This window comes from Segatella albensis DSM 11370 = JCM 12258 (assembly GCF_000426565.1).
GTDB lineage: Bacteria > Bacteroidota > Bacteroidia > Bacteroidales > Bacteroidaceae > Prevotella > Prevotella albensis.
On record NZ_KE384540.1, the window covers coordinates 271997 to 298409 of the forward strand.

27 protein-coding genes, 1 tRNA gene and 1 other RNA gene are annotated in these 26413 nt (G+C 38.2%); 12 read left to right on the forward strand and 17 right to left on the reverse strand.

What is annotated here, in order from left to right:
• Positions 1 to 67 precede the first annotated feature (67 nt).
• From K333_RS0110995 to K333_RS0111020, 6 genes are all read right to left on the reverse strand, one after another.
• Positions 68 to 340 (reverse strand): PqqD family protein, encoded by a 273-nt coding sequence (locus tag K333_RS0110995; protein WP_024990086.1) that lies wholly within the window; start codon positions 338 to 340, stop codon positions 68 to 70.
• A gap of 34 nt (positions 341 to 374) precedes the next feature.
• Positions 375 to 860: a S24/S26 family peptidase gene (locus tag K333_RS0111000; protein WP_024990087.1), complete on the reverse strand. Its 486-nt coding sequence runs from the start codon at positions 858 to 860 to the stop codon at positions 375 to 377.
• A complete protein-coding gene (locus K333_RS0111005) occupies positions 833 to 1711 on the reverse strand; it encodes a hypothetical protein (RefSeq protein ID WP_036886288.1) in 879 nt (292 codons plus the stop codon). Before K333_RS0111005 ends, K333_RS0111000 begins: the two co-directional genes overlap by 28 nt.
• A 30-nt stretch (positions 1712 to 1741) precedes the next feature.
• Complete coding sequence (locus K333_RS13390) at positions 1742 to 2302, reverse strand: hypothetical protein (protein ID WP_024990089.1); 561 nt, start codon at positions 2300 to 2302, stop codon at positions 1742 to 1744.
• Between the two features lie 20 nt (positions 2303 to 2322).
• Positions 2323 to 3186, reverse strand: coding sequence for a sigma-70 family RNA polymerase sigma factor (locus K333_RS0111015; protein WP_024990090.1), 864 nt, complete (start codon positions 3184 to 3186; stop codon positions 2323 to 2325).
• A 115-nt stretch (positions 3187 to 3301) separates the two neighbouring features.
• The gene (locus K333_RS0111020) at positions 3302 to 4777 is read right to left on the reverse strand and encodes a Do family serine endopeptidase (RefSeq protein ID WP_024990091.1); all 1476 of its coding nucleotides are present in this window, start codon (positions 4775 to 4777) and stop codon (positions 3302 to 3304) included.
• 336 nt (positions 4778 to 5113) lie between these two features.
• On the opposite strand from K333_RS0111020, the gene rnpB reads away from it, so the two are divergent.
• The 3 genes from rnpB (at position 5114) to K333_RS0111030 (ending at position 6390) form a co-directional block, all read left to right on the forward strand.
• Positions 5114 to 5517: RNase P RNA component class A (gene rnpB / locus K333_RS12785), an RNA gene on the forward strand.
• Between the two features lie 27 nt (positions 5518 to 5544).
• Entirely contained in the window at positions 5545 to 5973 is a 429-nt protein-coding gene (locus K333_RS0111025; protein WP_036886303.1) for a hypothetical protein, read from the forward strand.
• 9 nt (positions 5974 to 5982) lie between these two features.
• Positions 5983 to 6390 carry a YkvA family protein gene (locus K333_RS0111030; RefSeq protein ID WP_024990093.1) on the forward strand — a complete coding sequence of 136 codons (408 nt, stop codon included), beginning with the start codon at positions 5983 to 5985 and terminating at the stop codon, positions 6388 to 6390.
• Between the two features lie 103 nt (positions 6391 to 6493).
• On the opposite strand, the gene K333_RS0111035 is transcribed toward K333_RS0111030, so the two are convergent.
• Positions 6494 to 7078, reverse strand: a complete 585-nt coding sequence (locus K333_RS0111035; RefSeq protein WP_024990094.1) for a hypothetical protein — start codon at positions 7076 to 7078, stop codon at positions 6494 to 6496.
• Between the two features lie 424 nt (positions 7079 to 7502).
• Positions 7503 to 7573: transfer RNA gene (locus tag K333_RS0111040), tRNA-Cys, on the reverse strand.
• A 363-nt stretch (positions 7574 to 7936) separates the two neighbouring features.
• Between K333_RS0111040 and K333_RS0111045 the strand changes: the two genes are divergently transcribed.
• Entirely contained in the window at positions 7937 to 9214 is a 1278-nt protein-coding gene (locus K333_RS0111045; protein ID WP_161624570.1) for a ComEC/Rec2 family competence protein, read from the forward strand.
• Between the two features lie 17 nt (positions 9215 to 9231).
• On the opposite strand, the gene K333_RS0111050 is transcribed toward K333_RS0111045, so the two are convergent.
• From K333_RS0111050 to K333_RS0111060, 3 genes are read right to left on the reverse strand one after another with little or no spacing between them, the layout of a single operon-like run.
• Positions 9232 to 9981: an EFR1 family ferrodoxin gene (locus K333_RS0111050; protein ID WP_027452708.1), complete on the reverse strand. Its 750-nt coding sequence runs from the start codon at positions 9979 to 9981 to the stop codon at positions 9232 to 9234.
• Positions 9982 to 9994: 13 nt separating this feature from the next.
• Entirely contained in the window at positions 9995 to 10672 is a 678-nt protein-coding gene (locus K333_RS0111055) for a hypothetical protein (RefSeq protein WP_024990096.1), read from the reverse strand.
• 3 nt (positions 10673 to 10675) lie between these two features.
• Positions 10676 to 11059, reverse strand: a complete 384-nt coding sequence (locus tag K333_RS0111060) for a DUF1573 domain-containing protein (RefSeq protein WP_024990097.1) — start codon at positions 11057 to 11059, stop codon at positions 10676 to 10678.
• Between the two features lie 154 nt (positions 11060 to 11213).
• On the opposite strand from K333_RS0111060, the gene aspS reads away from it, so the two are divergent.
• The 7 genes from aspS (at position 11214) to K333_RS0111095 (ending at position 18975) form a co-directional block, all read left to right on the forward strand.
• Entirely contained in the window at positions 11214 to 12968 is a 1755-nt protein-coding gene (gene aspS / locus K333_RS0111065) for an aspartate--tRNA ligase (RefSeq protein WP_024990098.1), read from the forward strand.
• A 182-nt stretch (positions 12969 to 13150) separates the two neighbouring features.
• A complete protein-coding gene (locus tag K333_RS0111070; RefSeq protein WP_024990099.1) occupies positions 13151 to 13432 on the forward strand; it encodes a winged helix-turn-helix domain-containing protein in 282 nt (93 codons plus the stop codon).
• Between the two features lie 69 nt (positions 13433 to 13501).
• Positions 13502 to 13834 carry a hypothetical protein gene (locus K333_RS0111075; protein ID WP_024990100.1) on the forward strand — a complete coding sequence of 111 codons (333 nt, stop codon included), beginning with the start codon at positions 13502 to 13504 and terminating at the stop codon, positions 13832 to 13834.
• A 95-nt stretch (positions 13835 to 13929) separates the two neighbouring features.
• Complete coding sequence (locus K333_RS0111080) at positions 13930 to 15420, forward strand: xylulokinase (protein WP_024990101.1); 1491 nt, start codon at positions 13930 to 13932, stop codon at positions 15418 to 15420.
• Positions 15421 to 15585: 165 nt separating this feature from the next.
• Entirely contained in the window at positions 15586 to 16650 is a 1065-nt protein-coding gene (locus K333_RS0111085; RefSeq protein WP_024990102.1) for a mannose-1-phosphate guanylyltransferase, read from the forward strand.
• Positions 16651 to 16660: 10 nt separating this feature from the next.
• Complete coding sequence (gene gmd, locus K333_RS12505) at positions 16661 to 17755, forward strand: GDP-mannose 4,6-dehydratase (protein ID WP_051230971.1); 1095 nt, start codon at positions 16661 to 16663, stop codon at positions 17753 to 17755.
• Positions 17756 to 17766: 11 nt separating this feature from the next.
• Positions 17767 to 18975 (forward strand): GDP-L-fucose synthase family protein, encoded by a 1209-nt coding sequence (locus tag K333_RS0111095; RefSeq protein WP_024990106.1) that lies wholly within the window; start codon positions 17767 to 17769, stop codon positions 18973 to 18975.
• Between the two features lie 99 nt (positions 18976 to 19074).
• Here the strand turns inward: K333_RS0111095 and K333_RS0111100 are convergent, their stop codons facing one another.
• The 4 genes from K333_RS0111100 to mltG all read right to left on the reverse strand — a co-directional run bounded on the left by K333_RS0111100 (position 19075) and on the right by mltG (position 24171).
• Entirely contained in the window at positions 19075 to 19716 is a 642-nt protein-coding gene (locus K333_RS0111100) for a DedA family protein (RefSeq protein WP_024990107.1), read from the reverse strand.
• 10 nt (positions 19717 to 19726) lie between these two features.
• Entirely contained in the window at positions 19727 to 21130 is a 1404-nt protein-coding gene (locus K333_RS12780) for a tetratricopeptide repeat protein (RefSeq protein WP_024990108.1), read from the reverse strand.
• Complete coding sequence (locus K333_RS0111110) at positions 21131 to 22852, reverse strand: glutamine--tRNA ligase/YqeY domain fusion protein (protein ID WP_024990109.1); 1722 nt, start codon at positions 22850 to 22852, stop codon at positions 21131 to 21133.
• Positions 22853 to 23124: 272 nt separating this feature from the next.
• A complete protein-coding gene (mltG, locus tag K333_RS0111120) occupies positions 23125 to 24171 on the reverse strand; it encodes an endolytic transglycosylase MltG (RefSeq protein ID WP_024990111.1) in 1047 nt (348 codons plus the stop codon).
• 102 nt (positions 24172 to 24273) lie between these two features.
• Here mltG and K333_RS0111125 point away from each other — a divergent pair, with 102 nt between their 5' ends.
• Positions 24274 to 24915, forward strand: a complete 642-nt coding sequence (locus K333_RS0111125) for an HAD family hydrolase (RefSeq protein WP_024990112.1) — start codon at positions 24274 to 24276, stop codon at positions 24913 to 24915.
• 498 nt (positions 24916 to 25413) lie between these two features.
• Here K333_RS0111125 and K333_RS12515 read toward each other — a convergent pair whose 3' ends face one another.
• Together K333_RS12515 and K333_RS0111135 are read right to left on the reverse strand one after the other, a co-directional pair.
• Positions 25414 to 25704: a LytR/AlgR family response regulator transcription factor gene (locus K333_RS12515; protein WP_238314414.1), complete on the reverse strand. Its 291-nt coding sequence runs from the start codon at positions 25702 to 25704 to the stop codon at positions 25414 to 25416.
• A 372-nt stretch (positions 25705 to 26076) separates the two neighbouring features.
• On the reverse strand, positions 26077 to 26413 hold a 337-nt coding region (locus K333_RS0111135), incomplete at its 5' end, for a hypothetical protein (protein ID WP_244870430.1).

The window sequence follows — 26413 nt, forward strand, 5'->3', positions numbered from 1 at the left end:
TATTAGATTATTCAAAATAAAAAGCCATTCGATTTTTCGAATGGCTTTTTATATATGTCATTAGTTATTATTTTTCTACGATCCCAGCTTTTATCCACTGGTCAGCGATAACCTGAGCATCGGCTTTGGCAGTATTAAAATCAACTTCGTATTCATCAATAAGAAGTTGTGCAATATCATCGGTAGTGAATTGTTCCATCTTTTGTACTTTTCTCCAAAGATAGGCAGAACTTTCGTTCATACTGATGATATTATTAAAATCTATATTTTCTTTTCCTTCGGCTACAATCATGTTGACACCGCAGATTACTCTAATGTTAAATCCTTCTTTGGCTTTCATATTTCTTATATTATGTTATAAAGGTCTTATAAGTTTACATAGGTCCGAAAAATGGAATCCACAAACGTCGATAGAGCGCAAGTAGATATTTACGGATAGGAAGAAGAGAACACCAGATAGTGGAGTAGAATCTCCATTTTAGACTGTTCGTTTTATCAATCTTTGTTCTGCCTTTGCGATAGAACCCCAGTGCAAATCCTTTGACATCTTTACGCGTACAATGTTCTGGGAGAATGTTACCATCACCACGAAGCGTGATATCATCTTTATGGATATGAACGATACGATGAATAACGAATTTCCCGGGAGAGACCTCTGCCAATACAGCGTCACCAATATTAAGATATGTAGGTTTGGTGAGTAACACTCGGTCACGATTGTTTTCGAGGAACGGACGCATACTGAACCCTCTCATTTGCAGAGTTACTGTATGTCCTTCTTCGATAAGCTTGATGATCTCTGGTATCAACTCAGCATTATTGAAAGTTCTTTTTACTTTTTCGATATAGTCTTGTGACATATTCTTGCGGCCTCCTCATTAGGAAGACAATGAAGTGTGTATATATTTGTTGTTTCTATAACTCTCGTGATGGTGTCACATATCTTATTATGGATATTGTGGTCCCATTTCATGTGGGAGCAACTAGGTAGTATTGACGCAAAAGCTTCTATCGGTCCTAATAGTTCTATGCTATTATTCTTAGCTCTATCAATTCTTGTTATAGCACCGAGTGGTGCCTTGACATTACGATAGCAAGGTGTCTTTCCACTCCAAGGGCTACCATATATCCATGGCTTCTCATCGATGAATCTGATAATTGGATTATCGTCATTCATTAGGTCACACCCCTCTATATATTTCATCCATAGACCAGTGTGTGTACTTTTCCCTGTACCACTTTTGGCAATGAACGCATAGCCATAACCTTGATTTCTTACTAATGATGCATGTATCAATAATGTGTCCTTGTAGCTGCTTGCAAAGGCAAAGATAAGCATCAGAGCATTGTTGAGCCCGAACCTGCGATTTGCTGTGTTGCCATTGAGGGCACATTTACAATTCTTGAATTGTTCATCAGTAATTAGCAGACAACAAGGATACTCATTGATGTCTTTGATGATATATTGATAACCGCCATTGGTTAGTCTGTCAACGATTATATCTCCGTTCCCAGTATCAAAAGAGCCGATTTTTTCTAGTTCTTCTTTAACAGGTTTAACACGGTCATCTACCGTGAGCTGAAAGAGCATGTCACCCTCAGGTTTTTCGATGCGAAAAGGCTCTGTAGAAGGTATTAATCCAATGGAGTTAACGGTAGAATCTACAAAGTCGATAGCAATGTTTAAGTCTGCTATTTTGAAGTAATTCATGCTTTCCAATTTCTGTTGCTCAGATGAAGTTTATTGCTCTTGTGGAGGCAATACATTGTCTTTAGGGCGACGAGGCTGTTTCTTCTTGTTTCTCTTTAATTTAGCAGCTTCTTCAGCTTCAGACTTTTGTATTCTTGCTTTCTCCTCTTGGAACTTTGCGTCATTTTTTCCTTGTTCTGTTTCCTCGTAAGGAATTAGACCCTTGAAAGAAAATTTAGAATCTACGAACTTGATAAAAAAATGTCCTTTATTTTTTTGATTCTTTTGGTACTTGGTAAACATTTTGTCAAGTTTTCTCTGTGCCGTCTTCTCATCTTTGGCGAAGGATACAACGCAAGTACGGTTTGGGACTCCCTGAGAAGCTAAGAAATCTCGCAACTGATAAGAGTAGTTGTCTCTACTATATAAAAAATTTGTTTTGGTATCAAACCAAGCAGAGTCTACCTTTTGTACATTTGTGAAATAGACAGTAGAATCATTGAATGATGCTGCAAATCCATACATGTATGTTGTATTCATCTTATATTTAGCCTGTGCTCCGATAGCAAGGGACAGCAAGGCTGCAGTTGCAATATTTCTTAAAACTTTCATTATCTATTGTGTTTATTATTCTAATGACCGAGATAAGCCTTCAGCTTTACATTGCTTTTGTTATGACGCAACTTCCTTACGGCTTTCTCTTTGATTTGTCTCACTCGTTCGCGGGTCAATCCGTATTTGTCGCCTATTTCTTCAAGTGTCATTTCTGGCTGGCTTATACCGAAAAAGGCTTCTACAATCTCCCGTTCTTTTTCGCCTAACATATCAAGTGTGCGTTGAACTTCATCTCTTAGCGATTGCTGTTCCAGTTCATCATCTGCTGCAGGTGAATCTTGATTAGGTAACACATCCAGCAAACTACTTTCTTCACCATCAGCGAAAGGTGCATCCACACTGATGTGTTTGGTATTAACCTTCATTGCATAAGCTATCTTTTCCTCAGGCATATCTATTTCTTCCGCAATCTCGTTGATGCTTGGATGTCGTTCGTTTTCCTGTTCAAATTTATTGAGAATTCGATTGATTCTACTAACGCTACCAACTTGATTCAATGGTAGTCTGACGATTCTGCTCTGCTCTGCGATAGCCTGCATAATACTCTGTCGAATCCACCATACAGCATAAGAGATAAACTTGAATCCGCGTGTTTCGTCAAACTTCTGCGCAGCCTTGATGAGTCCTAAATTACCTTCGTTGATTAAGTCAGGTAAACTTAGTCCTTGATTTTGATATTGCTTGGCTACTGATACGACAAAACGTAAGTTGGCCCTTGTTAATTTCTCTAGCGCGCGTTTGTCGCCATTCTTAATGCGTTGTGCGAGTTCTACTTCTTCATCGACACTTAGCAGTTCTTCATGTCCGATTTCCTGTAAGTATTTGTCAAGAGATTCACTTTCGCGATTGGTAATTGATTTGGTGATCTTTAGTTGTCTCATGGTAATGATTAATTTGGTAAATGCAAAAATACAATATTTATCTTACATGACAAAAAAAATAGTAGGTATTTTTTCAAAAAACACCTACTATTTGCTATAGATCATTATTATTTCTTTAATCTTCTTGCAGTGGTACTGCGAAGTAAGCCTTCTTTCCTGTTGGCCAAATACCTTGGACGTAAAGTACAGGGTCTTTGCTGGTAGAAGCTACTTTAACCAATTTCTGTAATTGGTCGATACTCTTTACAGGTTCATCGTTTACTTTCTGTATGATGAATCCGCGACTGATACCAGCATTCTTTAATGCGCCATTGTTTACCTTGGTTACTTGAACACCATAGTTGATTTTGAGGTCTTGCTTCTGCTGCTCTGTGATGACACGGAAGTTTCCACCCAGTACATCAAGGTCGGCAGCCTCGATAACCTTTGTATTACCCTGTGCGTTCTTCAGCGTGATAGTACGTGTGACGTGCTTCTTCTTATGGATATAAGTTATTGTCGCTTTGTCGCCAGGTCGTTTATCATTGAGTGCTTCTTGTAGCTCACTCATCTTCGTGATTTTCTTGCCGTCGAATTTGATGACAACATCACCAGCTTCGATACCAGCTTCTGCACCATTTCCATCTTCGTCCACCTTAGCTATGTAAACACCTTCATTGGTTCCATAGTCAATGTTTTTGCCACTTTCTTTATCGGCGTTTATCTTATTCAATAAGTCTCCACCCTGTACGCCAAGCATAACGCGCTGTACGCTGCCATACTTCTTGATATCATCGACAACCTTGTTCATGATGGTTGTTGGAATTGCAAACCCATAGCCACTGTAGCTACCTGTCTGAGAGTAAAGCATAGCATTAATTCCTACCAATTCACCTTTGGTGTTAACCAAAGCGCCACCAGAGTTGCCTGGGTTAATGGCTGCATCAGTTTGTATGAAACTAGAAATCTGAGGGCCATTACCACCACCGCCTAAACCACGAGCTTTTGCACTTACGATACCTGCGGTGACAGTACTGGAGAGATTGTAAGGATTACCTACGGCGATAACCCATTCGCCAACTTTCAGAGCATCACTGTTTCCGATAGGAAGGGTAGGGAGGTTCTTGCCGTCGATTTTGATGAGAGCAAGGTCGGTCTGTGGGTCGGTACCGATGATTCGTGCAGAGAATTCACGGTTGTCGTTTAATGTGACAGTCAACTCGTCTGCACCATTTACTACATGGTTGTTTGTTACGATATATCCGTCGGTGCTGATGATGACACCGCTACCAGTTGCCTCTTGTTTAGGAGTCTGAACCTGTCGGCGTTGTTTCTGTCCTTGGTTAGGGTTCCCAAAGAAGCCAAAAGGATCGAAGAAGTCGAAAGGATCGTTACCGTCAATTTCAACGGTTTTGGTTTTGGAGTTCTGCACATATTTAATATGTACTACTGCAGGCAATGCTTTTTCAGCAGCATAGGTTAGATCTACTGGTTGACCTGCCATTGCAACACTAGGAGCTTCAGCTGCATTCACCTTAAGCAAAGCTCCCGCAGAGAAAGTCAGGGATGCGATACATGCTCCAGCAACTAAATATTTACCTAAGTTATTCATCTGTTTCATGTTTTTTATGTTTTTACAATTATCAATTTCTTTAGTTGGTTGCAAATATAGGAGCAATATTTGTTATTTTGTCATTTTGTCCGTTATCTTTATCCGAATTTAACATTTCGAATTGTTAAATTTAAGGTCCTTAATTGATAACGTTAATATTTTCACGTTTATTTTATATTTTCTGATTATAATTAAATATATAGAATTAACTTATTGTATTATTAAATAACTGTTAATTATATAAGGCCAAGGCCATATAAATGTCTTGTTATTTACCAAAAAAGTAGTTTATCATACTATAATTATTATTTTTTTTGTACCTTTGCACTTTAGAAAGCAGTGTCCCGGTTCTGTCGCTGGCATCCTTTGTGGTGCGAGAGGAAAGTCCGGGCGGCATAGGGCACTCCACTTCCGAAAGTAGAAGCTATTGGTGACAGTAGGTGTCGGCAGAAGAAAATAACCGCCTTAATGATACTGGTCGGTTTCGACCGGTTAAGTCGTAAGGTAAGGGTGAGAAGGTGGTGTAAGAGACCACCAGCTGATGGGTGATCATCAGGCTGTGTCATCTGGAGGACGCAAGTTCATGTATACCGCAGTTCGAGGGCGGCCCGTCCAATTATCTTCGGATTCCTGCGGAGGGTAGAATGCTTGAGCTCAAGGGTGACTTTGAGACTAGATAAATGACAGAGCGGCACTCTTCGGAGTTGCAACAGAACCCGGCTTATAGGGGCACTGCTTTCCTTTTTAATCACGAAAATCTAGCAATTATGAAACAAACCGATATTCAAATTGATGATTTTGAACATAGAGTCATTAATCGGATGAAACTTTATGATAATCGGCCTGATTTTCCTCGTATGGAGGATTATGGCTTTGACCGTCGGGCCCTTGATGATTATCTGTTTGATAAACAAGCTATTCTCGATAGTGAGGGTTCACTTACCCAGCAGTATATTATTTTGGGATTCTGTATGGCCTTACCTGTGTTTGTTCTTGATGCCATACCCGAAGATATCCGTCCGTGGGGTAAATGGTCCATCGTGGCTGCTATTATCGTAGGATTATTATTAGCATTCTTTATCAAGTCGCTTCGTAAAATGATTGTAAAGATTCGACTCCGTAAAAATGCGAATGTTAAGATTGACAGTTTTGTGAATGCTGTTATGCGTTATCGTCCTAAATATGAAAATCAATAAATAGAGAATATGGAATTACCTGATTTCATGGCGTATAAGGATAAGTTCTCTCAGAGCGAATTTATCTCAAAAATAGAGCGTATTGCCAAGCGCTCGGGTGCGAAACTGGTGTATGCTGCACTTATATTGTATTATACTTTAGCTAGTGATAAAGTGTCAGTTAAGGATAAGGCCATTATTATTGGTGCTTTGGGTTATCTGATAAGTCCTCTTGATATTATTCCGGATGCTATTCCTATTGCGGGACTTGGTGATGATCTAGCTGTCCTTATTTATGTCTTGAAAAAGATATGGGTTGACGTTTCGGAGGACGTGAAAAAGAAGGCGCATGATAGATTAAGTCAGTGGTTTGATGAAGATGAAATTACAGATGCTGACGATTTGTTTAAGGATGATCCTGTTGAGAATCCTGTTTAAATATTGAAATAGAATATAAAGGTTATACTACCGTTAGTTCATAAAATCCAACCTACTGATTCTGTTTATAAATCAGTTTCAATGGTAGAATTTGATATTTTCGTTAGAAAACATAACCGAAGCTTATATAGGGGAAAATGCTCTTGGTTACGGAATGTTTTCCGCCGAGGTTGAAGCTGGGGTTGAAACCTGTGCGAAACTGAAATCCATGTGATGGCTGATAACGATAGCCGATATTACCAAAGAAATAGTAGCCCCAAAGACTATGCTTGTCTTCTCCGGCATATTCACTTTCATAGTGAGGAATACCATTTTCTTCTCCAATCTGTTTTGTGTTCCAAGTGTCATACTTTTCAGTATAGTAACCGAGGTTAAGACCCAAACCGAGGTCGAGTTTACTACGTTTTTTCCCTAAAAGGTAGTTGAATTCTAAAGGAATGTCTGTGCCATGAAGTGAGTTGGAGCCAGAGAACATGCTGTACTGTTTAGAATAAGTTACCCCCAGACCTATACGGTAGCCCCAAGGAGAATTAGGCTTAAACCGTGCATCGTAGTTGATACCTACCATATTTGAGGCGCCCAGTAATTCTAAATAAACACTTCTATTGGGGTGCTCGCTTGTTTGCTGAGCTTGGGCATTCTGTATCATCATGGCTACCAGTGTGATAATTACAAATATTTTTTTCATTTTTTGGTAATTTAGAAAGATAGTGCAAAATTAGTATTTTTTTTCGAAAGACTAGTATTAGCAATTTAGAAAAATAGAAATTAACATCCTAAAAGGGGGTGTAAAGTTTTAAAAAGAGAAAAGCTGATTTCTTGTACATTCATAGTCGAAAGAATAAGCTTGTATAATTTGTTGAAGAATTGTCTTATAGAGATTGAATATCAAATTTACATGAACTTATGGATAATTTGTGGTAATGAATGTGTTGATTTCTTATGATAGTCGCAATAAAGAATCAAATTATTTTTGTGTCGAGATGAAAATTTTCTGTATTATTTACATATTTGTGCATGGAAATAACAAATAGTGTAACGTTACCGTTACACTCTTAAAATAAAAAATCCCGAGAAGCCTTTGTTTATGGGCATTCTCGGGAATTGTGAAGAGGTGCCTGGCGGAGTCGAACCGCCTTGAACGGTTTTGCAGACCGTTACCTGACCGTTCGGACAAGGCACCGTATTCGTCCGAATTGCGAGTGCAAAGGTAATATATTTATTTCGTTTGACCAAATTTAATCTTACTTTTTTTCTTTATTCTTTTACTTTTTTCTTTTTACCTTATTTATAATAAGATATTTTCTTTTATCTATTATATTCTTGTTAATTTTGCATAGCAGAAATTGCTATGCGTAAATTAGATAAGATGAAAACAAATGGTATTATACAATTGTATCCGATGTTAAGGTTAGCGATTTTCCTTATTATTGGAATTTTATTTGGACGGGAATACGTTACGCTTATAGCCCCTTCTGTTTGGATGGTAACTTTGCTTGGCTCTTTTGTTATCACATGTTTGTTTTCTTTTATTAGATGGAAAACGATGATAAGAATACAAATGGCCCAGTTGCAGTCTTTTATGCTCTTACTATCTTTAGTCTTCTTAGGAGCTTACGATTCTACTAGTTCTATTGCTGCTCAACCGGAACTCCCTGATTCTTTGATGGAATATCGGGCCGTTGTTATCTCTCGACCATTAGCATATGGGAAAGTAGATATCTGTAATATGATGATTGTTGATGGACCAATGGTAGGGAGCGAAGTTCGTGCTTCTTTATATGGCGTGAAAGAAAGAATCGGAGATGGAGTAGAGTTTGAAGGACGTCTTGAACCACCTTATTATGTGGGAGGACATCCCCAGGTGTTCGTGCCATATTGGAAGACAAGAAATGTAAAATTATCACTTGAAGAGTTGTCGTATTGGCAACGTACCAAGATAGCTGCACTATGTTTGCGAGATCGACTGATAGGCAATGTAAATAATCAGGATGATGCTATTGTTGTTGCTATGTCCCTTGGTGATAAGTCGATGCTCAGCAAAGATACACGCGATTTGTATGCGTCGGTAGGTTGTTCACATATCTTAGCCATATCCGGTACTCACATGGCGATAATCTATGGTATACTTCTGATGATATTTGGTCACAGACAGAGATGGTGGAAAGAACTGCTTGTTTTGTTAGCTATTTGGGCTTTTACAATTATATCGGGTTTCGGACCGAGTATCGTTCGCTCTGCTATGATGATAACGATTTATAGTATTATAAATTTGCTTCAACGACAAAAACTTAGTCTGAATACTATTGGACTTACAGCATTTGTAATGCTGCTATTTCATCCATTAAGTTTGTTTGATATTGGTTGGCAGATGTCTTTTATGGCTGTATTGGGGATTATCCTGATGAATATGCTTGTGGGGAAAATACATACATCTTATCGGGTACTCGACTGGGTTATAGGAATTGCTTTAGTTTCTTTGTCGGCTCAGATCATGACCGCCCCTTTGTCAATATACTATTTCCATCAGTTTGCAAGTTATTTTCTTTTTACGAACTTCGTTGTTATACCGATTGTCACAGTCGTTCTTTACATTGCGGTATTATCATTGATTTCCCCATTGGTATGGCTACATCAAATTGCGGATTATATGGTACATGAGATGAATCTAGTGCTGCAAGTTATATCAAAATGGCCAGGTGCCAGCATCACAGGTCTATATATGTCTTCAATTCAAGTTATAGGCGTGTATATAGCGCTTTTTGCATTGATAGCACTTGCTTTTAAAATCAAAAGTATATCCTGTACGAATATAAGAAGATAAATGTTTTTTTTGACTTTTTATTTAAAATAATATTGGCCTTTATTCTTAGTTCTGTTACCAAATTCTATTGCATGATGCGGACAATGGTGGTAGCAGTTAAAACACGTCAAGCATTCCCCTGTGTGTTGCCACTCTGGCATTTTACCAAAGCCACCCAAGATGTCACCGACGGGACATACATTGGCACAGATGCCACATTTTACACATTTGGTAGCATCAACATGGAAGGGCTTGTCTGAAATGAGATATTTTTCGAAAAAGCCGCCTATGATATGGGTCTTGAGACTTGCAAATCGTCCTCGGTCTAGTCGGAATATGTCTTTCTTTTTATCATAGATCTCTTCCATGATAACGTGTAAGCGTTGTTCTGTTTGCGATTTTTTCAAAATCTGTAATTCTTTGGGATCAACATCCATAAAGGGAAGGCCGACATAGGTATTGGGCATTCGTAGTGAATAGGCACTATCGACATGGATGGGCATAAAATTATCAAGAGCAAGTCCGATGTCATCTCCACAGGTGCAGACAGCATACGTGAAATGCCCTTTGCTGTTGATGTCAAGATGTTCGATAAAATGGCGAACGAGTGTGGGTACGCGCCATCCGTGAATGGGAAAGATGAAGCCTAGGCGTTCGCCTTCTTTGAGCTCGTAATGGGTAGGAGCGTTTGATGCCTCGACTATTGAAACTAAGTGGTCTTGTGTGGAGCTCGCAATACGTTGGGCTATCCATTGTGTGTTGCCTGTTGCGGAAAAATAGAAGATCATAGGAGATGTGATGTTAATTTTGACGGTAAATCATTGTTCGACGAAGCATCACGAATACTGTGATGTCGAGTAGGGCTGCCACTATGAAATGAATGGTAGAGTAGGTGTTGAATAGAGTGTTGTCGTTGAGAAAATATGCGATGATGAATACTATGATTTCTGCGAGAATTCCTAATACGGTATATCCGATATAGAACCAACCGAGTTGTGCGATACGTCCTGTGAATTTCCTGATCATCGGGAAGGAAAAGGCGAAGATAGCCAGTCCTTGGATGAAGTTGATAATTTGTATATATTGATTGATACTTATTGCCTTATTAAGATCTTGCTGAGAGTAATTGGTTGCCGTTAGAGATTCTGGCATCAAACTATACGACCAAGAACTGAGCAGAAGGTTGGCGAGTTGGCATATAATCAAGATAAGGGGAAACCATTGTACGTAGCTGTTAATGCTTTGAAATTTACCGCGAAGGACTTCTAGTATGGCTACGACGGATAATACGCCGAAGACATGGATGATGGGTAATGTATAAGGTGTATTGTAGAATTGATAGATCATGTTGTCGGGAGAAAACATGTATACGTAGTTCTGGCCGAATGTGATAACATATTCAATAATGCAAATACAAAGGCAAACATCAAGAATGGTGTTTGCCTTATGACTTATTTTGAAAAATCCTATTTTCTCCATTTGTTATTTCGCTTCGTTCATGGTCCCTTCGATATAGAGACGAGTCATTTCTACCTTACCATTTGTACGAATGGTGATAGTCTTCTTGAAATGGCCAGGAAATTTCCCTTTCCCATTATAAGTAATGCTTACAGTTCCCTTTTTGCCAGGCATGATAGGTTGCTGGGTGTAAGAAGGAATTGTGCATCCGCAAGAAGCGATAGCCTGGTTGATAATCAAAGGCTTATCACCTATGTTGGTAAAGGAAAATGTCGTCTTCTGGACAGGCTCTTTTTCTGAGAAAGTACCAAAGTCGTAAGTGAGCTTGTCAAATTTAATCTCTGCTTGAGCATTGGCGCTGAGCGCACAAACAAGCATCAACATCATACTAAAAATAATCTTTTTCATATCTTTGATTTTTATGTTCTGTAATAATATGACTGCAAAGGTAACTAGAAAGTTTATTATTGATACCGAAATTTAGAAAAATTATATTTTTATTTTGGTGTTTTGCGCATTTTGCAGTATCTTTGCATCTCAGAAAATAATTATTCCAAAGAATATGTATAGAACGAATACTTGTGGAGAGCTTCGTCTCTCTGATGCTGGCAAGGAAGTGACACTTGCTGGATGGGTTCAGCGCTCACGTAAGATGGGTGGTATGACTTTTGTCGATCTGCGTGACCGCTATGGTATAACTCAGCTTGTATTTAACGAGGCTGACGACAAGGCTCTTTGCGAAGAGGCTAACAAATTAGGTCGTGAGTATTGTATCCAGGTTAAAGGTATCGTTAGTGAGCGTCAAAGCAAAAATGATAAGATGGATACAGGAGATATCGAAATTATTGCTAAGGAACTTAACATACTTTCTCCATCTCTTACACCTCCTTTCACAATCGAAGATGATACAGATGGTGGTGATGATCTTCGTATGAAATATCGATATCTTGATATTCGTCGTAACGCTGTTCGCAAGAATTTGGAACTTCGTCATCGTATGACAATTCTAATTCGCAATTTCCTCGATTCACAGAATTTTATGGAGGTTGAAACACCTATTTTAATAGGTTCTACTCCAGAGGGCGCTCGTGACTTCGTTGTACCATCTCGAATGAATCCCGGACAGTTCTATGCATTGCCTCAGAGTCCACAGACTTTGAAACAGTTGCTTATGGTAGCCGGTGTAGACCGTTATTTCCAGATTGCAAAGTGTTTCCGTGATGAGGACCTTCGCGCAGACCGTCAACCAGAGTTCACTCAGATCGACTGTGAGATGAGTTTTGTAGATCAGGACGATGTGATCAATCTGTTTGAAGAAATGGCTCGTCACCTGTTCAAAGAAATTCGTGGCGTAGAACTTCCTAAACTTCAGCAGATGACATGGCATGAAGCAATGAAGAGATTTGGTAGCGATAAACCAGATCTTCGCTTCGGAATGGAATTCGTAGAATTGAAAGATGCCTTTACGGGTAAGGGAGATTTCTCTGTATTCAATGAGGCTAAATATATTGGTGGTATCTGTGTTCCAGGTTGTGCTGATTATAGTCGTAAGCAGTTGAATGAACTAACCGATTTCGTAAAGAGACCTCAGGTTGGTGCTCAGGGCTTAGTTTATATCAAGTATAATGCTGATGGTACTGTTAAGAGTTCTATTGATAAGTTCTATACTCCAGAGGTTCTTGCTGAGATCAAAGAAGTTATGGGAGCTAAGGATGGCGATTTGGTATTAATACTTTCAGGTGATAATGCCAATAAGACTCGTATTCAACTTTGTTCTTTGCGTCTTGAGATGGGTGATCGTCTAGGCCTACGTGATAAGAATGTGTTCAAATGTCTATGGATTGTAGACTTCCCTCTCTTTGAGTGGAGTGATGAAGAGCAGCGCTTGATGGCTACACACCATCCATTTACAATGCCAAATCCTGATGATATTCCTCTGCTCGATGAGCATCCAGAACAGGTACGTGCTAAAGCATACGACTTTGTATGTAATGGTATTGAAGTTGGAGGTGGTAGTTTGCGTATCCATGATACTAAATTACAGGAAAAGATGTTCGAAGTTCTTGGATTTACACCAGAACGAGCAGAAGCTCAGTTTGGCTTCTTGATGAATGCATTCAAATATGGAGCACCACCTCATGCAGGTCTTGCCTTCGGTCTTGATCGCTTTGTTAGCATTATGGCAGGTCTCGATAGTATTAGAGACTGTATCGCATTCCCTAAGAATAACTCAGGTCGTGATGTAATGCTTGATGCGCCATCAGCCCTTGATGCAAAGCAGCTTGATGAATTGCAGATCTCTGTAGATTTGAAGTAAACATTGAGTCTATATAAATGTTGTAATTCTTGATTTATGTCAAGAATTACAACATTTTCGTTTTTGGCAGTTAGATTTTTGATGCTAAACTTGATAGTTTAGAATAATTATGTTACTTTTGCCAAAGTGGGTAGTACTCCATGAAAAATAGAAACTCATAGTTATTAAGATTTACTAAAATTATGGTAGAAAAGAAAGCAACAGTAGCAAAGAAAACCGCTACAAAAAAGGCAGCACCTAAGAAGACTGCTGTAAAGAAAACAGTTTTAGCATTGAACGCAGAGAACGCTGGCTTCAAGGCTGGTGATGTATATCAAGCTTTAGCAGCAGCTGAACAAGCTTTATCAGTTGCAGAAATCGCTAAGGCCGCTAACATCTCAGAAGAAGAAACCTTACTTGGTATTGGTTGGCTCTTCAAAGAGGGTAAAATTAAGGATGTAGACAACAAAGTTGTTTTAGCTTAATATTGTATATAATAAAAAAGCCGCAGGTATTTTTTTGGATATCTGCGGCTTTTTTTGTATTTTTGTGCTGTGAAAGAATACGACAACGAGATATATAAGATTTTGATAGAAGCAGGTGAAAATGGGCTTAAGATAGAAAAGATTGCTCGTCATGTTTACAATGCTTGTAATTCAATCTTTTTTCCTGTGGAATTTGAGAATGTACATAAGTATGTTACTCAGTTTTTGTTGTTGAAATCGAAACAAGTAGACTCCTTGATAGAAAAATCTGATACACGTGGAATTTATCGATTGAACTTTAAGTCGGTTGAATCTCAACAACTGATGCTTCGTTTTGGTGCAGATGTAGAGAAGGAAATAGAGAAACCTAAGGATGAAGACCAATCGTTGAGCCTGTTCTAATTTTTATATAGGGGAATTTGTAATCCCATTCGTATTATATATAAAACAATCAAAGGGCTTGGCTTATCCGGGCCTTAAATAAATACTATAGTAAAATGGCAAGAAGATATTTGTTAGGTTTTGATGTTGGTTCATCTTCAGTAAAGGCATCTCTTACAGATGTAGAAACTGGTGAGATTGCAGCATCAGCTTTTTATCCAGATCATGAAGCACCGATTACTGCTGTTAAAGCTGGATGGGCAGAGCAAGATCCTCAGATGTGGTGGGATAATGCAAAGTTGAGTTTGAAGAAGATTATGTCTGAGACCGGCGCTAAAGGTGACGATATTCAGGCTATTGGTATATCATATCAGATGCATGGTCTGGTATGTGTAGACAAGAATCAGCAAGTACTTCGACCAAGCATTATTTGGTGTGACTCTCGTGCTGTTCCTTATGGAGAGAAAGCATTTAAGGAATTAGGTGCTGAGCAGTGCTTAAGTCATTTGCTGAATTCTCCAGGTAATTTTACAGCCTCAAAGCTTGCTTGGGTAAAGGAAAACGAGCCTGAGCTCTTTGATAAAATCGATAAGATCATGCTTCCTGGTGATTATATCGCTATGAAGTTGAGTGGTGATGTCAAAACTACAATAGGTGGTTTGAGCGAGGGTATGATGTGGGATTTCAAAGAGAAGAAACCTGCAAAGTTCCTATTGGATTACTTTGGATTCTCAGAGAGTGTCTTGCCAGAGATTGTTCCTACATTCTCTGTACAGAGTGTAGTATCAAAGTCAGCTGCTGAAGAGCTAGGCCTCAAAGAGGGAACCCCAATTTCATATCGTGCAGGCGATCAGCCAAATAATGCTGTAAGTCTGAATGTGTTCAATCCTGGAGAAATTGCTTCAACAGCAGGAACCTCAGGTGTCGTTTATGGTGTGTTGGGTGATGTTAATTATGATCCGAAAAGTCGCGTAAACACATTTGCACACGCTAACTATACAACAGAAATGGACCGTTTGGGCGTATTGCTTTGTATCAATGGTACTGGTATTTTGAATGCATGGGTACATCGTAATATTACACCAGATGTAAGTTATGCAGATATGAATGACTTAGCAGCATCTGTACCTATCGGTAGCGAGGGTGTGAGCATTATTCCTTTTGGTAATGGTGCAGAACGTGTACTTGAGAACCAAGAAACAGGATGCTCTATTCATGGCTTGAACTTTAATAAGCACAATCGTGCTCATATCGTGAGAGCTGCACAAGAGGGTATCGTGTTTAGTTTCTGTTATGGTATGGAAATCATGGAAAAAATGGGTATGGATATTAAGAAAATCCATGCAGGTAAGGCCAATATGTTCTTGAGTCCATTGTTCCGTGATACTTTGGCAGGCGTTAGTGGTGCTACAATTGAACTCTATGAGACAGATGGTAGCGCAGGTGCAGCAAAGGGCGCAGGTATTGGTGCCGGCATCTATAAAGATCATGATGAAGCTTTTGCTACATTGAAGAAGTTAGCTGTTATCGAACCAGATTCAGTTAAGCGTGAAGAATATTTGAACGCTTATGAAAACTGGAAAGAAAAACTGGCAAAGTTACGATAAACAAATTGAAAATCTATATTGATAGGGCTGTGCAAATAAACATTGTACAGCCCTTTTTCTTTCTTTCTTATGTTTTGTGGAGTTACTTTTTAATTATATAGAGAAAAACTTTCCTATTGTAAAAAAAATCATTACCTTTGCGATAATATTATTTGAATAAAATATATGGCTCGTATAAACAACCACTTGGTAATTATGGCAGGCGGCGTAGGAAGCCGCTTTTGGCCGATGAGTACCGTTGATAAACCTAAGCAGTTTATTGACGTTTTAGGTGTTGGTCGCTCATTGATGCAACTAACATTTGATCGTTTTGAGGGTATTTGTGACCCTGAGAATGTTTGGATTGTAACAAATAAAAGGTATTTCGATATTGTAAGAGAGCAGCTTCCAGAAGTACCTAAGGAAAATATACTTTTGGAACCATGCCGTAGAAATACTGCTCCATGCATTGCATATGTAAGTTGGCGTATTAAGTCGAAGGATCCTAATGCAAATATTGTAGTTTCTCCTTCAGACCATATCGTTACTAATCCTATAGAATTCAGACGTGTCGTGGAATCATGTTTGAAGTTTACAAGCGAATCGGATGCAATTGTGACATTGGGTATGAAGCCGACTCGTCCAGAGACAGGTTATGGTTATATCCAGGCCGATTTGGGATCTAGTAGTGTAAGAAATAAAGAGATATTCCGTGTAGACCAGTTCCGTGAAAAACCAGATTTAGCAACGGCAACTCAATATCTTCGTGAGAATAACTTCTTCTGGAATGCAGGTATCTTCATTTGGAGTGCAAGTACTATCATCAATGCTTTCAGAGTATATCAACCTTCTTTGGCAAAGGTATTTGATAGCCTAAAGAGTGTCTACAACACAGATGAGGAGCAGGCACAGATTGATTTACGTTATCCAGAATGTGAGAACATCAGTGTCGATTATGCTATTATGGAAAAGGCAGAAGAGATTTTTGTATGCCCTGCTGATTTCGGTTGGAGCGATTTGGGTACATGGGGCAGTCTTCTCATGCAGACAAAACGCGACTTATATGGAAATAGTGTAATTGGAAACGATATACAAATGATAGAATCAAAAAACTGTATTGTGCATGCGACTCAAGAGAAGAAAGTTGTCGTACAGGGACTTGATGGATATATCGTTGCGGAGAAAGATAATACCTTGTTGATTTGTAAATTAAGCGAGGAACAAAGAATAAAACAATTTTCGGGTGATTAAATTTAATAAAATGGAAAGAAAAGTAGCTCTTATAACAGGTATTACAGGACAGGATGGTTCATATCTTGCAGAATTCTTGTTAAAAAAAGGATATGAAGTTCATGGTACAATTCGTCGTTCTTCTGTCGATTTCCGTGAACGTATTGCCCATTTGGAAGGTAAACCTAACTTTCATTTACATTATGCCGATTTAGGTGATTCTATGAGTATTGTTGGCGTGCTGAATAAGGTAAAGCCAACAGAAATATATAATCTTGCTGCCCAAAGTCATGTTCAGGTAAGTTTTGATTCTCCTGAGTTTACCGCTGATGTTGATGGTGTAGGTGTACTTCGTATTCTTGAAGGTGTACGTCAGTGTGGATTGGAGAAAAGTTGTCGTATATATCAAGCATCAACTTCTGAACTTTATGGTAAAGTAGAGGAAGTTCCTCAGAACGAAAACACCCCATTCCATCCTTATAGTCCATATGCTGTTGCCAAGTTGTATGGTTATTGGATTGTGAAGGAATATCGTGAAGCATATAATATGTTCTGCTGTTCTGGTATTCTCTTTAATCACGAAAGTGAGCGCCGTGGTGAAACATTCGTTACACGTAAGATAACCCTTGCAGCTGCTCGTATTAAACAAGGTAAGCAAGAGAAACTTTATCTTGGCAATTTGAGTAGTCTTCGCGACTGGGGTTATGCTAAAGACTATGTAGAGTGTATGTGGTTAATACTTCAGCACGACAAACCTGAAGATTTCGTTATCGCTACAGGTGTGCAGCATACAGTAAGAGAATTTGCTACTTTAGCGTTCCATCATGTAGGTATTGAGTTGGAATGGAAAGGCGATGGAATTGATGAAAAAGGTATCGACAAGGCTACCGGTAAGGTACTTGTAGAAGTATCACCAGATTTCTTCCGTCCAACAGATGTTGTCAATCTTTGGGGTGATCCAACCAAGGCTAAGGCAGAACTGAATTGGAATCCAAGTAAGACCACCTTTGAAGAACTTGTAAAGATCATGGTTGATCATGATATGAAGAAAGTAGCTGCAGATGATGCAGCAAGTAGAGTTCGTGTGAATTTAGCAGAGTACCTTGAAAAAGGTATCGTAAAATAAAGGAGGATATAATGTCATTAGACAAAAATAGTAAAATATTTGTTGCAGGACATCATGGCTTGGTCGGTTCTGCAATTTGGAACAACCTGAAGAGTAGAGGATATAATAATCTGGTAGGGCGAAGTCATAAAGAACTTGACTTGACAGATCAATATGCTGTAAAGAAGTTCTTTGATGAAGAACAACCTGATGCCGTTGTTTTAGCGGCTGCTTTTGTTGGTGGTATTATGGCCAATTCTTTATATCGTGCTGATTTTATTATGCAAAATATGAAGATGCAGTGCAATGTTATCGAGAATGCATATAAGCATGGCGTCAAGAAATTACTTTTCTTGGGAAGTACTTGTATCTATCCTAAGAATGCGCCACAACCAATGAAAGAGGATGCACTTCTTACTTCACCTTTGGAGTATACTAATGAAGAGTATGCTATTTCGAAAATTGCAGGCTTGAAGATGTGCGAGAGTTATAATCTGCAATATGGAACTAATTATATTGCAGTGATGCCTACTAATCTTTATGGTCCGAATGACAACTTTCATCTAGAGAATAGTCACGTATTGCCAGCTATGATGCGTAAGGTGTATCTTGCTAAGTTGATTCATGATAATAATTGGGACGCAATTCGTGTTGACATGGATAAGCGACCAATAAACCCTCCTGCAAAACTTCAGGAAATAATAGGCGAGGGGAATGTTGATGGAAAGAACGACAAAGAGCGCATTTTGAAAGCTCTTGCCTTTTATGGTATTGAGGATAATAAGGTTACATTATGGGGAGACGGAAGTCCACTTCGTGAATTCCTATGGAGTGAGGATATGGCAGATGCCTCTGTACACGTATTGTTAAACGTTGATTTTAAAGACATTATTGGTATCGAAAAATACTCAAGTGTTTTCTATGGTGTTAGAGCCGATGGTGAAGTCAACAGAAATAATTCAGAAGGTCGTGGTGGTGCTATTCCGCAACTTGGTGAAATTAGAAACTGTCATATCAATGTTGGAACAGGCAAGGAGTTAACGATTAAGAGTCTGGCTAATCTTGTTGTTCGGACAGTTGGTTTTGAAGGACAGATAGAATGGGATGCAAGTAAACCTAATGGTACGCCTCGAAAACTAATTGATGTTAGCAAACTTCATAGTCTTGGATGGCAACATAAAGTTGAAATCGAAGATGGTGTTAAGAAATTGTTCGATTGGTATCAGAGCACTTTAGCTTAACTAAAAATATAAAAAGGACTTCTATGATTTAATAGAAGTCCTTTTTTTCATAAAGTCTTAAAAGAATTTATTGTAGTAAATTATATCAACTTATATATTTTAGGCATTTGTCTTTTGTTGTCTTTTGTGACGGAAATACCATTTGATACCAAAATATATAATAGCAATGACAACTATTGCGATGATAACAATTTTGATATATTCAGAATACTCTTCAATTTTGCTAGTAAGCTGTTCTTCTGGTACAATAGAGTGAAGGTAATATCCGAGGACAGCAAGAATACAGTTCCATACTCCAGCACCAAGTGTAGTGTAAAGAAGGAATTTTCCATAATGCATTCTGCTTAGTCCAGCAGGAATGCTAATGAGGTGACGGATTCCAGGAATAAGTCGGCCACTAATAGTAGCAATCATTCCATGATCATAGAAATATTTCTCACTCTTTTCTACTTTCTCCTGATTCAGTAAACATAAGTGCCCCAGTTTGCTGTTGGCAAATTTATAGATTACAGGGCGTCCGAGATAATATCCTGCAAAATAATTGATACTTGCACCAAAGTCTGCACCTAATGTAGCAAAAAGGATGACTAACCATATATTTAGATTTCCTCCCGCTGCATGATAGGCAGCTGGAGATACCACTAATTCTGAAGGAACAGGAATGACAGTACTTTCAAGTAACATGAGTATAAAGATTGTACCGTAATTCAAATTTCCTAGTAGACTTGTTAACCAATTCATATTTCCTATATTAATTTATATCTTCAAAACTTTTATCTTTTATGTCTCTGAAGAAGAAGTTTGCTCTATCAGTCTCCTTCTCCATAGCTAATTCTAAATATTTATGGAACTCTTTTTCGCATTTCAACTGCATATATGTATACGCTGTTGCTGTATAGAAATTATCTGGTAAGTCAGAAGTTGTCTTTTCTATATGTTTTAGAATTCTAAGAGCAAGTTTATAATATCCCTTATCACATATAGAGAAAGCAATGTTTGTGAGAGTCTTAGGATTATATCCCGACATCTTTGCACTTTTGAGATAATGAACTTTAGCTTCGCTAATCTTGTCATTCTCAAGATACATATGTGCTCTGATAATTTCAATGTTAGTATCGGTCTCCTTTTTCGTCTCTTTAGCGTATTGATTAATAATGCGGAGACCCTCATCCAAATTTCCGTGATGACTTTCAAGAAAAGCTAGATTCCTAAGAATGTCAAATCGAATCTCTGTGTGATCATTAATTTTATCAGAATAAGTCTTGGCATTTCTGAAATGTTCTAATGCTTTATCGTAGTCAGGAATTTCCAAGTAGCAATAACCTAATTGGTTCTCCGTAACATCACTATTTCCTTCGATACTTATCACATGATTGATAATTTCTATTGCCTTCTTTATATTCCCTAAGGCATGAAAAGCATTTGCCTGCAATTCCATGGCATCCGTGTCCTCGTTGTCGATAGCAAGGGCATAGTCAGCACTTTGAATACAAGACTCGAAATCATTATCTTGTAATTGTGTGTAAGCCAGTCTTCTCCAGTTTTCTGTTGAAAAAGGATCTTTATCAAGAAGTTTGTTGTTGATTTTCTTACTTTGTTCATAGTGTCCAAGTCCTGTTTCTACTCGTGTCAGAGTTTCCAAGTAGAAATCGTCCATCTTGGTCTTTACGATATTGAGCCATTCTTTTGCTTTCTCATAATGCGCATAGTCAGCAAATAGGCATGCAATATCGACAGCTATGGCCTCTTTGTCGTCTGTATATTCTTGATTGAAAAAAATCTTTAGATAGTCATCGGCTGCATCTATTTGTTTACGAACAATCATGATTTCAGCCTTGAGAAGATAATATTCCTCGTCTGTTTTATCGGTATCAGAGATTCTTTCACAAAATATATCAGCCTTATCGGCATCATCTTCTTCCAATAGTGCTATTCGAGAACGAAGTAATAATGGTTCCATGGAATCAGGCCATAGTGTCATGGCATATTCACATGTGGTTATAGCATTATCAATATCGCCGAGACTTTGATAGTACTCGGCGATGTCTATTAGTTGCTCAGAATCTAAATAAATAGTTCCACCATTCTTTTGGGCTTCTTCATATTTCTTTAAATTCTCTTTGAATTCTTTATTCTCGAAATATCTGTTTTGCATTTATTTCTTATTCTGTTTTGCCCATGTATCTTTAAGCCCAACAGTCTTATTGAATACAGGATGCTCAGAAGTTGTATCTAAGTCTGCCATGAAATAACCAATTCGCTGGAATTGTAGATATTCACCAGGCTTTCTCTCTGCCGCATAGTTTTCAACATAACAGTTGTTATAGACTTTAAGAGATTCCGGATTGAGTAATTCGCGGAAATCACGATCGTCAGCGCTTGGGTTTTCGATATTGAACAGTCGATCATACTCGCGAACTTCAGCCTTCTTGCAATGATCGCAGCTAACCCAATGCAGAGTACCCTTTACTTTGCGGTTTGCTCCTGCCATACCACTCTTGCTTTCTGGATCGTATTCAGCCTGAATCTCAATAATGTTGCCGTTCTCATCTTTGGTACAACCTGTACACTTAATGATATATGCATTCTTCAGACGGACCTCTTTTCCTGGTGTCATGCGGAAGAACTTCTTTGGTGCATCTTCCATAAAGTCAGCACGCTCAATCCAAAGGTTCTTAGAGAAAGTGATGGTATGTGTAGAAGAATTTTCATCTTCAGGATTGTTAATTGCTACCATCTCTTCCGTCTGTCCATCTGGATAGTTTGTGATAACTAATTTTACAGGGTCAAGGACTGCGCTTACACGTGTAGCTTTCTTGTTTAAGTCCTCACGAACACTGGCCTCAAGTAAAGCCATATCGTTTAGGGCATCAAACTTAGTGTAGCCAATAGAATTGATAAACATACGGATACTTTCTGGAGAATAGCCACGTCGACGCATACCACAGAGTGTAGGCATACGAGGGTCATCCCATCCGTTTACTAAATGTTCATCAACAAGTGTATGGAGCTTTCGCTTACTCATTACTGTATATGTAAGATTTAAGCGATTGAACTCTATCTGGCGTGGACGGTTGTCGTTCAGTCCCTCAGATGCTGTACCATCATACTCTTTAAGGAAATCAATGAATTCATTATAGAGTGGGCGATGTGGAACAAATTCCAATGTACATATTGAATGTGTTACCCCTTCGAAGTAGTCACTCTGTCCATGGGCAAAGTCATACATAGGATAGCAATGCCATTTAGTACCTGTGCGATGATGAGGGGTCTGGATGATACGATACATGATAGGATCACGGAAATGCATATTTGGATTAGCCATATCCAATTTAGCACGTAAAACCATACTACCTTCAACAGCTTCTGGTGTGTTCATTTTGTTGAACAATTCGAGATTTTCCTCAATAGGTCGATCTCGGTATGGACTAGGTCTTCCTGGCTCTGTAGGGGTTCCTTTCTGCTCTGCGATTTGTTCTGGGGTCTGTTCATCAACGTATGCGCGTCCTTTCTTTATCATCCAGATGGCAAAGTCCCAAAGTTTCTGGAAATAATCAGACGCATAGTAAATGTTACCCCACTTAAATCCTAGCCATGAAATATCATGAAGAATATTTTCTACGTATTCGTTGTTTTCCTTACTAGGGTTTGTATCATCAAAGCGGAGATTGCAAACTCCGTTATATTTTTCAGCAACACCAAAGTCCATGCAAATAGCTTTTGCATGACCGATGTGAAGATAGCCGTTAGGCTCTGGAGGAAAACGGGTTTGAATTCTACCTCCATTTTTCCCTTCTGCGAGATCCTCTTCGACGAGTTGTTCTACGAAGCTGATACTCTTTTTCTCTTCGTTAGTATTTTCTTCAATAACTGCCATATTATTTTAATTTTATTTTTATTCTGCAAAGATACTTATTTATAATGGAAAATAAGACAATAGGTAGAAGATTTTTTATAGTGTTAAGAGTAAACCTAAAATATGTTATCAAACATATAAAAATATTTGTTAGAGTAAGTTTAAAGCCTTACCTTTGCATCAGTTATCCTGAATACAATCTTTTTACCTTTAAAAAACTAATACCTATTGAGATGAACGCTCCTCTTTGAGAAAAGAGGAGCGTTTGCATTTTATATAATTTCTGATATGTTTTATTTTATGCCTCGTTCATTGAGTGCTTTACTGTATTTTGCAGCATTTGCGAGGTGCTCTTGGTATGTTCTTGCAAAATTATGGGTTCCACTGAAATCCTCTTTTGCGCACATATACAGATAGTTGTGGTGTGTGAGGTTCAGGACGGCATCAATACCAGCAACGCTTGGTATGCGAATTGGCCCAGGAGGAAGTCCTGTGTTTTTATAAGTGTTGTATGGGCTGTTGATATAAAGCAACTTATTGTAAATTCTTTTAAGGTCAAACTTCTTCCATGCATATTTAATAGTTGGATCGGCTTGAAGTGGCATTCCGTTTGGATATTCTCCATCACGATACATCAGTCGATTGTAGTACATACCTGCGATCATTGGCTTTTCGGAATTGTTCGCAGTTTCTTCATCTACAATACTGGCCAATGTTATTACCTGTTCTGGTGTTAAATTCAAACTCTTAGCTTTTTGGGTACGCTCAAAGTTCCAGAATTTTTTGTTTTCTTTTTGCATCCTATTAAGGAACTTTGAAATGTTTGTGTTCCAATAGATGTCGTATGTGTTTGGAATAAATAAGCAAGCGATAGTTGCTGTATCGTATCCATAGTTTTTACATACAGACTCACTGGCAAGAGAGTCGTATAATTGCTCTTCATCTATCATTAGTTTAGAACTTACAGCTGCAGCGAGATCTCCTATTGTTCTAACAGATGGAATTGTCAAACTAACTGGTTCCTGTTGACCATTTCTGAAATGGCGGAATATCTTCAGAGTTCCGTCATTAGAATGTATGGCATATCTTCCAGTGCGGATATGATCTGCATAACTGAAATGTCGTGCTAACATCTTGAAAGCATGGAAACAGTGTGGATGTGCTATTGGTTCTATTTTCTGATATACGGAATCAATGTTATCGTCGTTATCAATATAAATATAGGTAACATCCGACTTCGTAGAGAACGAAGCAAATAAATAGTAATAAACTAGTCCGATAATAATTATGGAGCAGGTTACGGCTGACCATATATATACCTTACAAGTTGAATGTTTCATTTTTGATATAAATTAAAAATCAGATGCAAAGTTAATAATAAATTGGGAAAACGATACTTAAAATCAATTATTTTTCTACCTTTGCAGTTAAAATAAAGCGTTATGGATAATTTTGAGACTTATATTTTTGATCTTGATGGTACTCTCTTGAATACGATACAAGATTTAGCAGCGAGTTGTAATTATGCTCTAAGATATTCTAATATGCCAGAATATTCTGTAGATGAGGTTAGAATGATGGTAGGAAATGGAGTAAAAAAATTAATGGAGCGTGCTATTCCTGAAGGCTTAAATAATCCTAGATTTGAGGAAACGTATGCTTCTTTTAGAAAACATTATTTGGAGCATAACCTCGATACGACTGGTCCTTATCCTGGAATTATGGATTTACTCAAGAATCTGAAGGCTCACGGAAAGAAGGTGGCTGTTGTTAGTAATAAGTTTTATGCTGCTACACAGGCTTTATGCAAACACTTCTTTTCTGATTATGTAGATGTTGCGATAGGAGAGCGTGAAAATATACGTAAAAAACCTGCTCCTGATACTGTAAATGAGGCTTTGTTGCAGCTCGGCGCTTCACGCGATACAGCGGTCTATATTGGTGATAGTGATGTTGATATAGAGACAGCAAGGAATAGTAATATGCCGTGTATTAGTGTGCTTTGGGGATTCCGTGATCATGATTTCTTAGTAGAGCATGGTGCTACACGTTTGATAAGTTCTCCTAAAGAACTCATGTTGTAATTTGGACTCATCTGACAAGTGCGTAAATTTATCGGATGGGCTTTAGAATTTTGCAATATTTAAACTTTGCTATAGGAAATGTTAATAGAAAAGATGTTCTGTTTTTTTGTCGTTTCTAGAATGTATGAGGGTATTTCGGGGCCCTCAAGAATATAAGAAACACATCTTTGCAAGGTAATATTGTGAATGAAGTTAACTTCATCGGCTTACGAAGTTAACTTCGTAAGTTCATGTTAATAGGTATGTGGGCTTATATAGTTAACAGTATGAGGCTACAAAAGTGGAAAAAACGGAAATAAAGCTTTATGACCAAAATACAACTCGTTGATTATCAGTAAGTTGCATTTTGGCCATATTTTAAATATTCAAGATTAACCGACCATTAAGTCTGAATTCGCGAATTATAGACACCTTTTTTCGATTGAAAATTAAACAATGAAAGGTTCGTTAAACTTTGGCGAATCCAACAAGGTCTTACAGTTCCATACATCGTAATGATTACATCATAGAGTGTTCCTCGATGTAATCCTGTATGGTTCCTTTGTATGAATCTGAAATAGGGATGAAAGTATCGCCAAATTTTGCGCGAGATCTATCGAACATCGTAACCTCCTTGATGTGAATTAGGTAAGAGCGATGGATTCTGAGGAACTCTGGACTTGGTAGATATTCTTCCAAAGTAGACATATTCATCAAACACATAACAGGTTTTGCTTTTCCTTTTATGTATATTTTGATGTAGTCTTTCTGTCCCATCACATATAAGATGTCATCAAGTTTTATTTGCACAGTTTTATACTCGCTATTTACATAAAAGAAGCGATCTTTTTCAATTTGTTTTTTTCTTCTTAAAATTAAACTTTCGTTATTCATAAATTTTTGTGTTAGTTATAATAACTCGCTCTAAATTGGACTTTGATTGAAAATCAAGAAGTTGGTCGTTTGCCTATATTATATAGGGGAAACGAGCGGACTTCTGCTCGTTTCTGTATTTTGCAATATGCAAAGAACGCCTCAATTCGGGGACAAAGATACGATAAATTTCTAAATATCCCATAACTCGCTAGGAGAAATTTATGGAATTTAGAACTTTTGCGTAAAATCTGATGCTTACCAACACAATATGCATCCAAAAACAAACAGCAGGTATTCGGACATAGACTATCCAAATACCTGCTGCCACAACGTTCTATTACTGACGATGATTCTCACATCGGCTTTCATATACTGTTGCAATATAGGAGTATTTTGTCCCTGTGTACTCACTGTGGCTATAGCCATAAAATAGTTACCATCTTCCCTATGTATGAGCTTGGCATTATGGCTTATGATGTTGCAGTTATAAGAAGCATCGTCGTTGCCCTCGAAAGATACATGAGCCGTCCTTGGCTCATCGAAAAGATACAAATACTTGTATGGCACAAGCACTTGCACTGTTCCTTGATTGACGACCTCACCATTAGCCTCTATGGATATAGGATAAGGTATCTTGTAGAAA

Bases quoted from the DNA above. Each gene is read 5' to 3' on its own strand.
- K333_RS0110995 (WP_024990086.1), bottom strand. From the start codon at position 340: ATGAAAGCCAAAGAAGGATTTAACATTAGAGTAATCTGCGGTGTCAAC.
- K333_RS0111000 (WP_024990087.1), bottom strand. From the start codon at position 860: ATGTCACAAGACTATATCGAAAAAGTAAAAAGAACTTTCAATAATGCT.
- K333_RS0111005 (WP_036886288.1), bottom strand. From the start codon at position 1,711: ATGAATTACTTCAAAATAGCAGACTTAAACATTGCTATCGACTTTGTA.
- K333_RS13390 (WP_024990089.1), bottom strand. From the start codon at position 2,302: ATGAAAGTTTTAAGAAATATTGCAACTGCAGCCTTGCTGTCCCTTGCT.
- K333_RS0111015 (WP_024990090.1), bottom strand. From the start codon at position 3,186: ATGAGACAACTAAAGATCACCAAATCAATTACCAATCGCGAAAGTGAA.
- K333_RS0111020 (WP_024990091.1), bottom strand. From the start codon at position 4,777: ATGAATAACTTAGGTAAATATTTAGTTGCTGGAGCATGTATCGCATCC.
- K333_RS0111025 (WP_036886303.1), top strand. From the start codon at position 5,545: ATGAAACAAACCGATATTCAAATTGATGATTTTGAACATAGAGTCATT.
- K333_RS0111030 (WP_024990093.1), top strand. From the start codon at position 5,983: ATGGAATTACCTGATTTCATGGCGTATAAGGATAAGTTCTCTCAGAGC.
- K333_RS0111035 (WP_024990094.1), bottom strand. From the start codon at position 7,078: ATGAAAAAAATATTTGTAATTATCACACTGGTAGCCATGATGATACAG.
- K333_RS0111045 (WP_161624570.1), top strand. From the start codon at position 7,937: ATGATAAGAATACAAATGGCCCAGTTGCAGTCTTTTATGCTCTTACTA.
- K333_RS0111050 (WP_027452708.1), bottom strand. From the start codon at position 9,981: ATGATCTTCTATTTTTCCGCAACAGGCAACACACAATGGATAGCCCAA.
- K333_RS0111055 (WP_024990096.1), bottom strand. From the start codon at position 10,672: ATGGAGAAAATAGGATTTTTCAAAATAAGTCATAAGGCAAACACCATT.
- K333_RS0111060 (WP_024990097.1), bottom strand. From the start codon at position 11,059: ATGAAAAAGATTATTTTTAGTATGATGTTGATGCTTGTTTGTGCGCTC.
- aspS (WP_024990098.1), top strand. From the start codon at position 11,214: ATGTATAGAACGAATACTTGTGGAGAGCTTCGTCTCTCTGATGCTGGC.
- K333_RS0111070 (WP_024990099.1), top strand. From the start codon at position 13,151: ATGGTAGAAAAGAAAGCAACAGTAGCAAAGAAAACCGCTACAAAAAAG.
- K333_RS0111080 (WP_024990101.1), top strand. From the start codon at position 13,930: ATGGCAAGAAGATATTTGTTAGGTTTTGATGTTGGTTCATCTTCAGTA.
- K333_RS0111085 (WP_024990102.1), top strand. From the start codon at position 15,586: ATGGCTCGTATAAACAACCACTTGGTAATTATGGCAGGCGGCGTAGGA.
- gmd (WP_051230971.1), top strand. From the start codon at position 16,661: ATGGAAAGAAAAGTAGCTCTTATAACAGGTATTACAGGACAGGATGGT.
- K333_RS0111095 (WP_024990106.1), top strand. From the start codon at position 17,767: ATGTCATTAGACAAAAATAGTAAAATATTTGTTGCAGGACATCATGGC.
- K333_RS0111100 (WP_024990107.1), bottom strand. From the start codon at position 19,716: ATGAATTGGTTAACAAGTCTACTAGGAAATTTGAATTACGGTACAATC.
- K333_RS12780 (WP_024990108.1), bottom strand. From the start codon at position 21,130: ATGCAAAACAGATATTTCGAGAATAAAGAATTCAAAGAGAATTTAAAG.
- K333_RS0111110 (WP_024990109.1), bottom strand. From the start codon at position 22,852: ATGGCAGTTATTGAAGAAAATACTAACGAAGAGAAAAAGAGTATCAGC.
- mltG (WP_024990111.1), bottom strand. From the start codon at position 24,171: ATGAAACATTCAACTTGTAAGGTATATATATGGTCAGCCGTAACCTGC.
- K333_RS0111125 (WP_024990112.1), top strand. From the start codon at position 24,274: ATGGATAATTTTGAGACTTATATTTTTGATCTTGATGGTACTCTCTTG.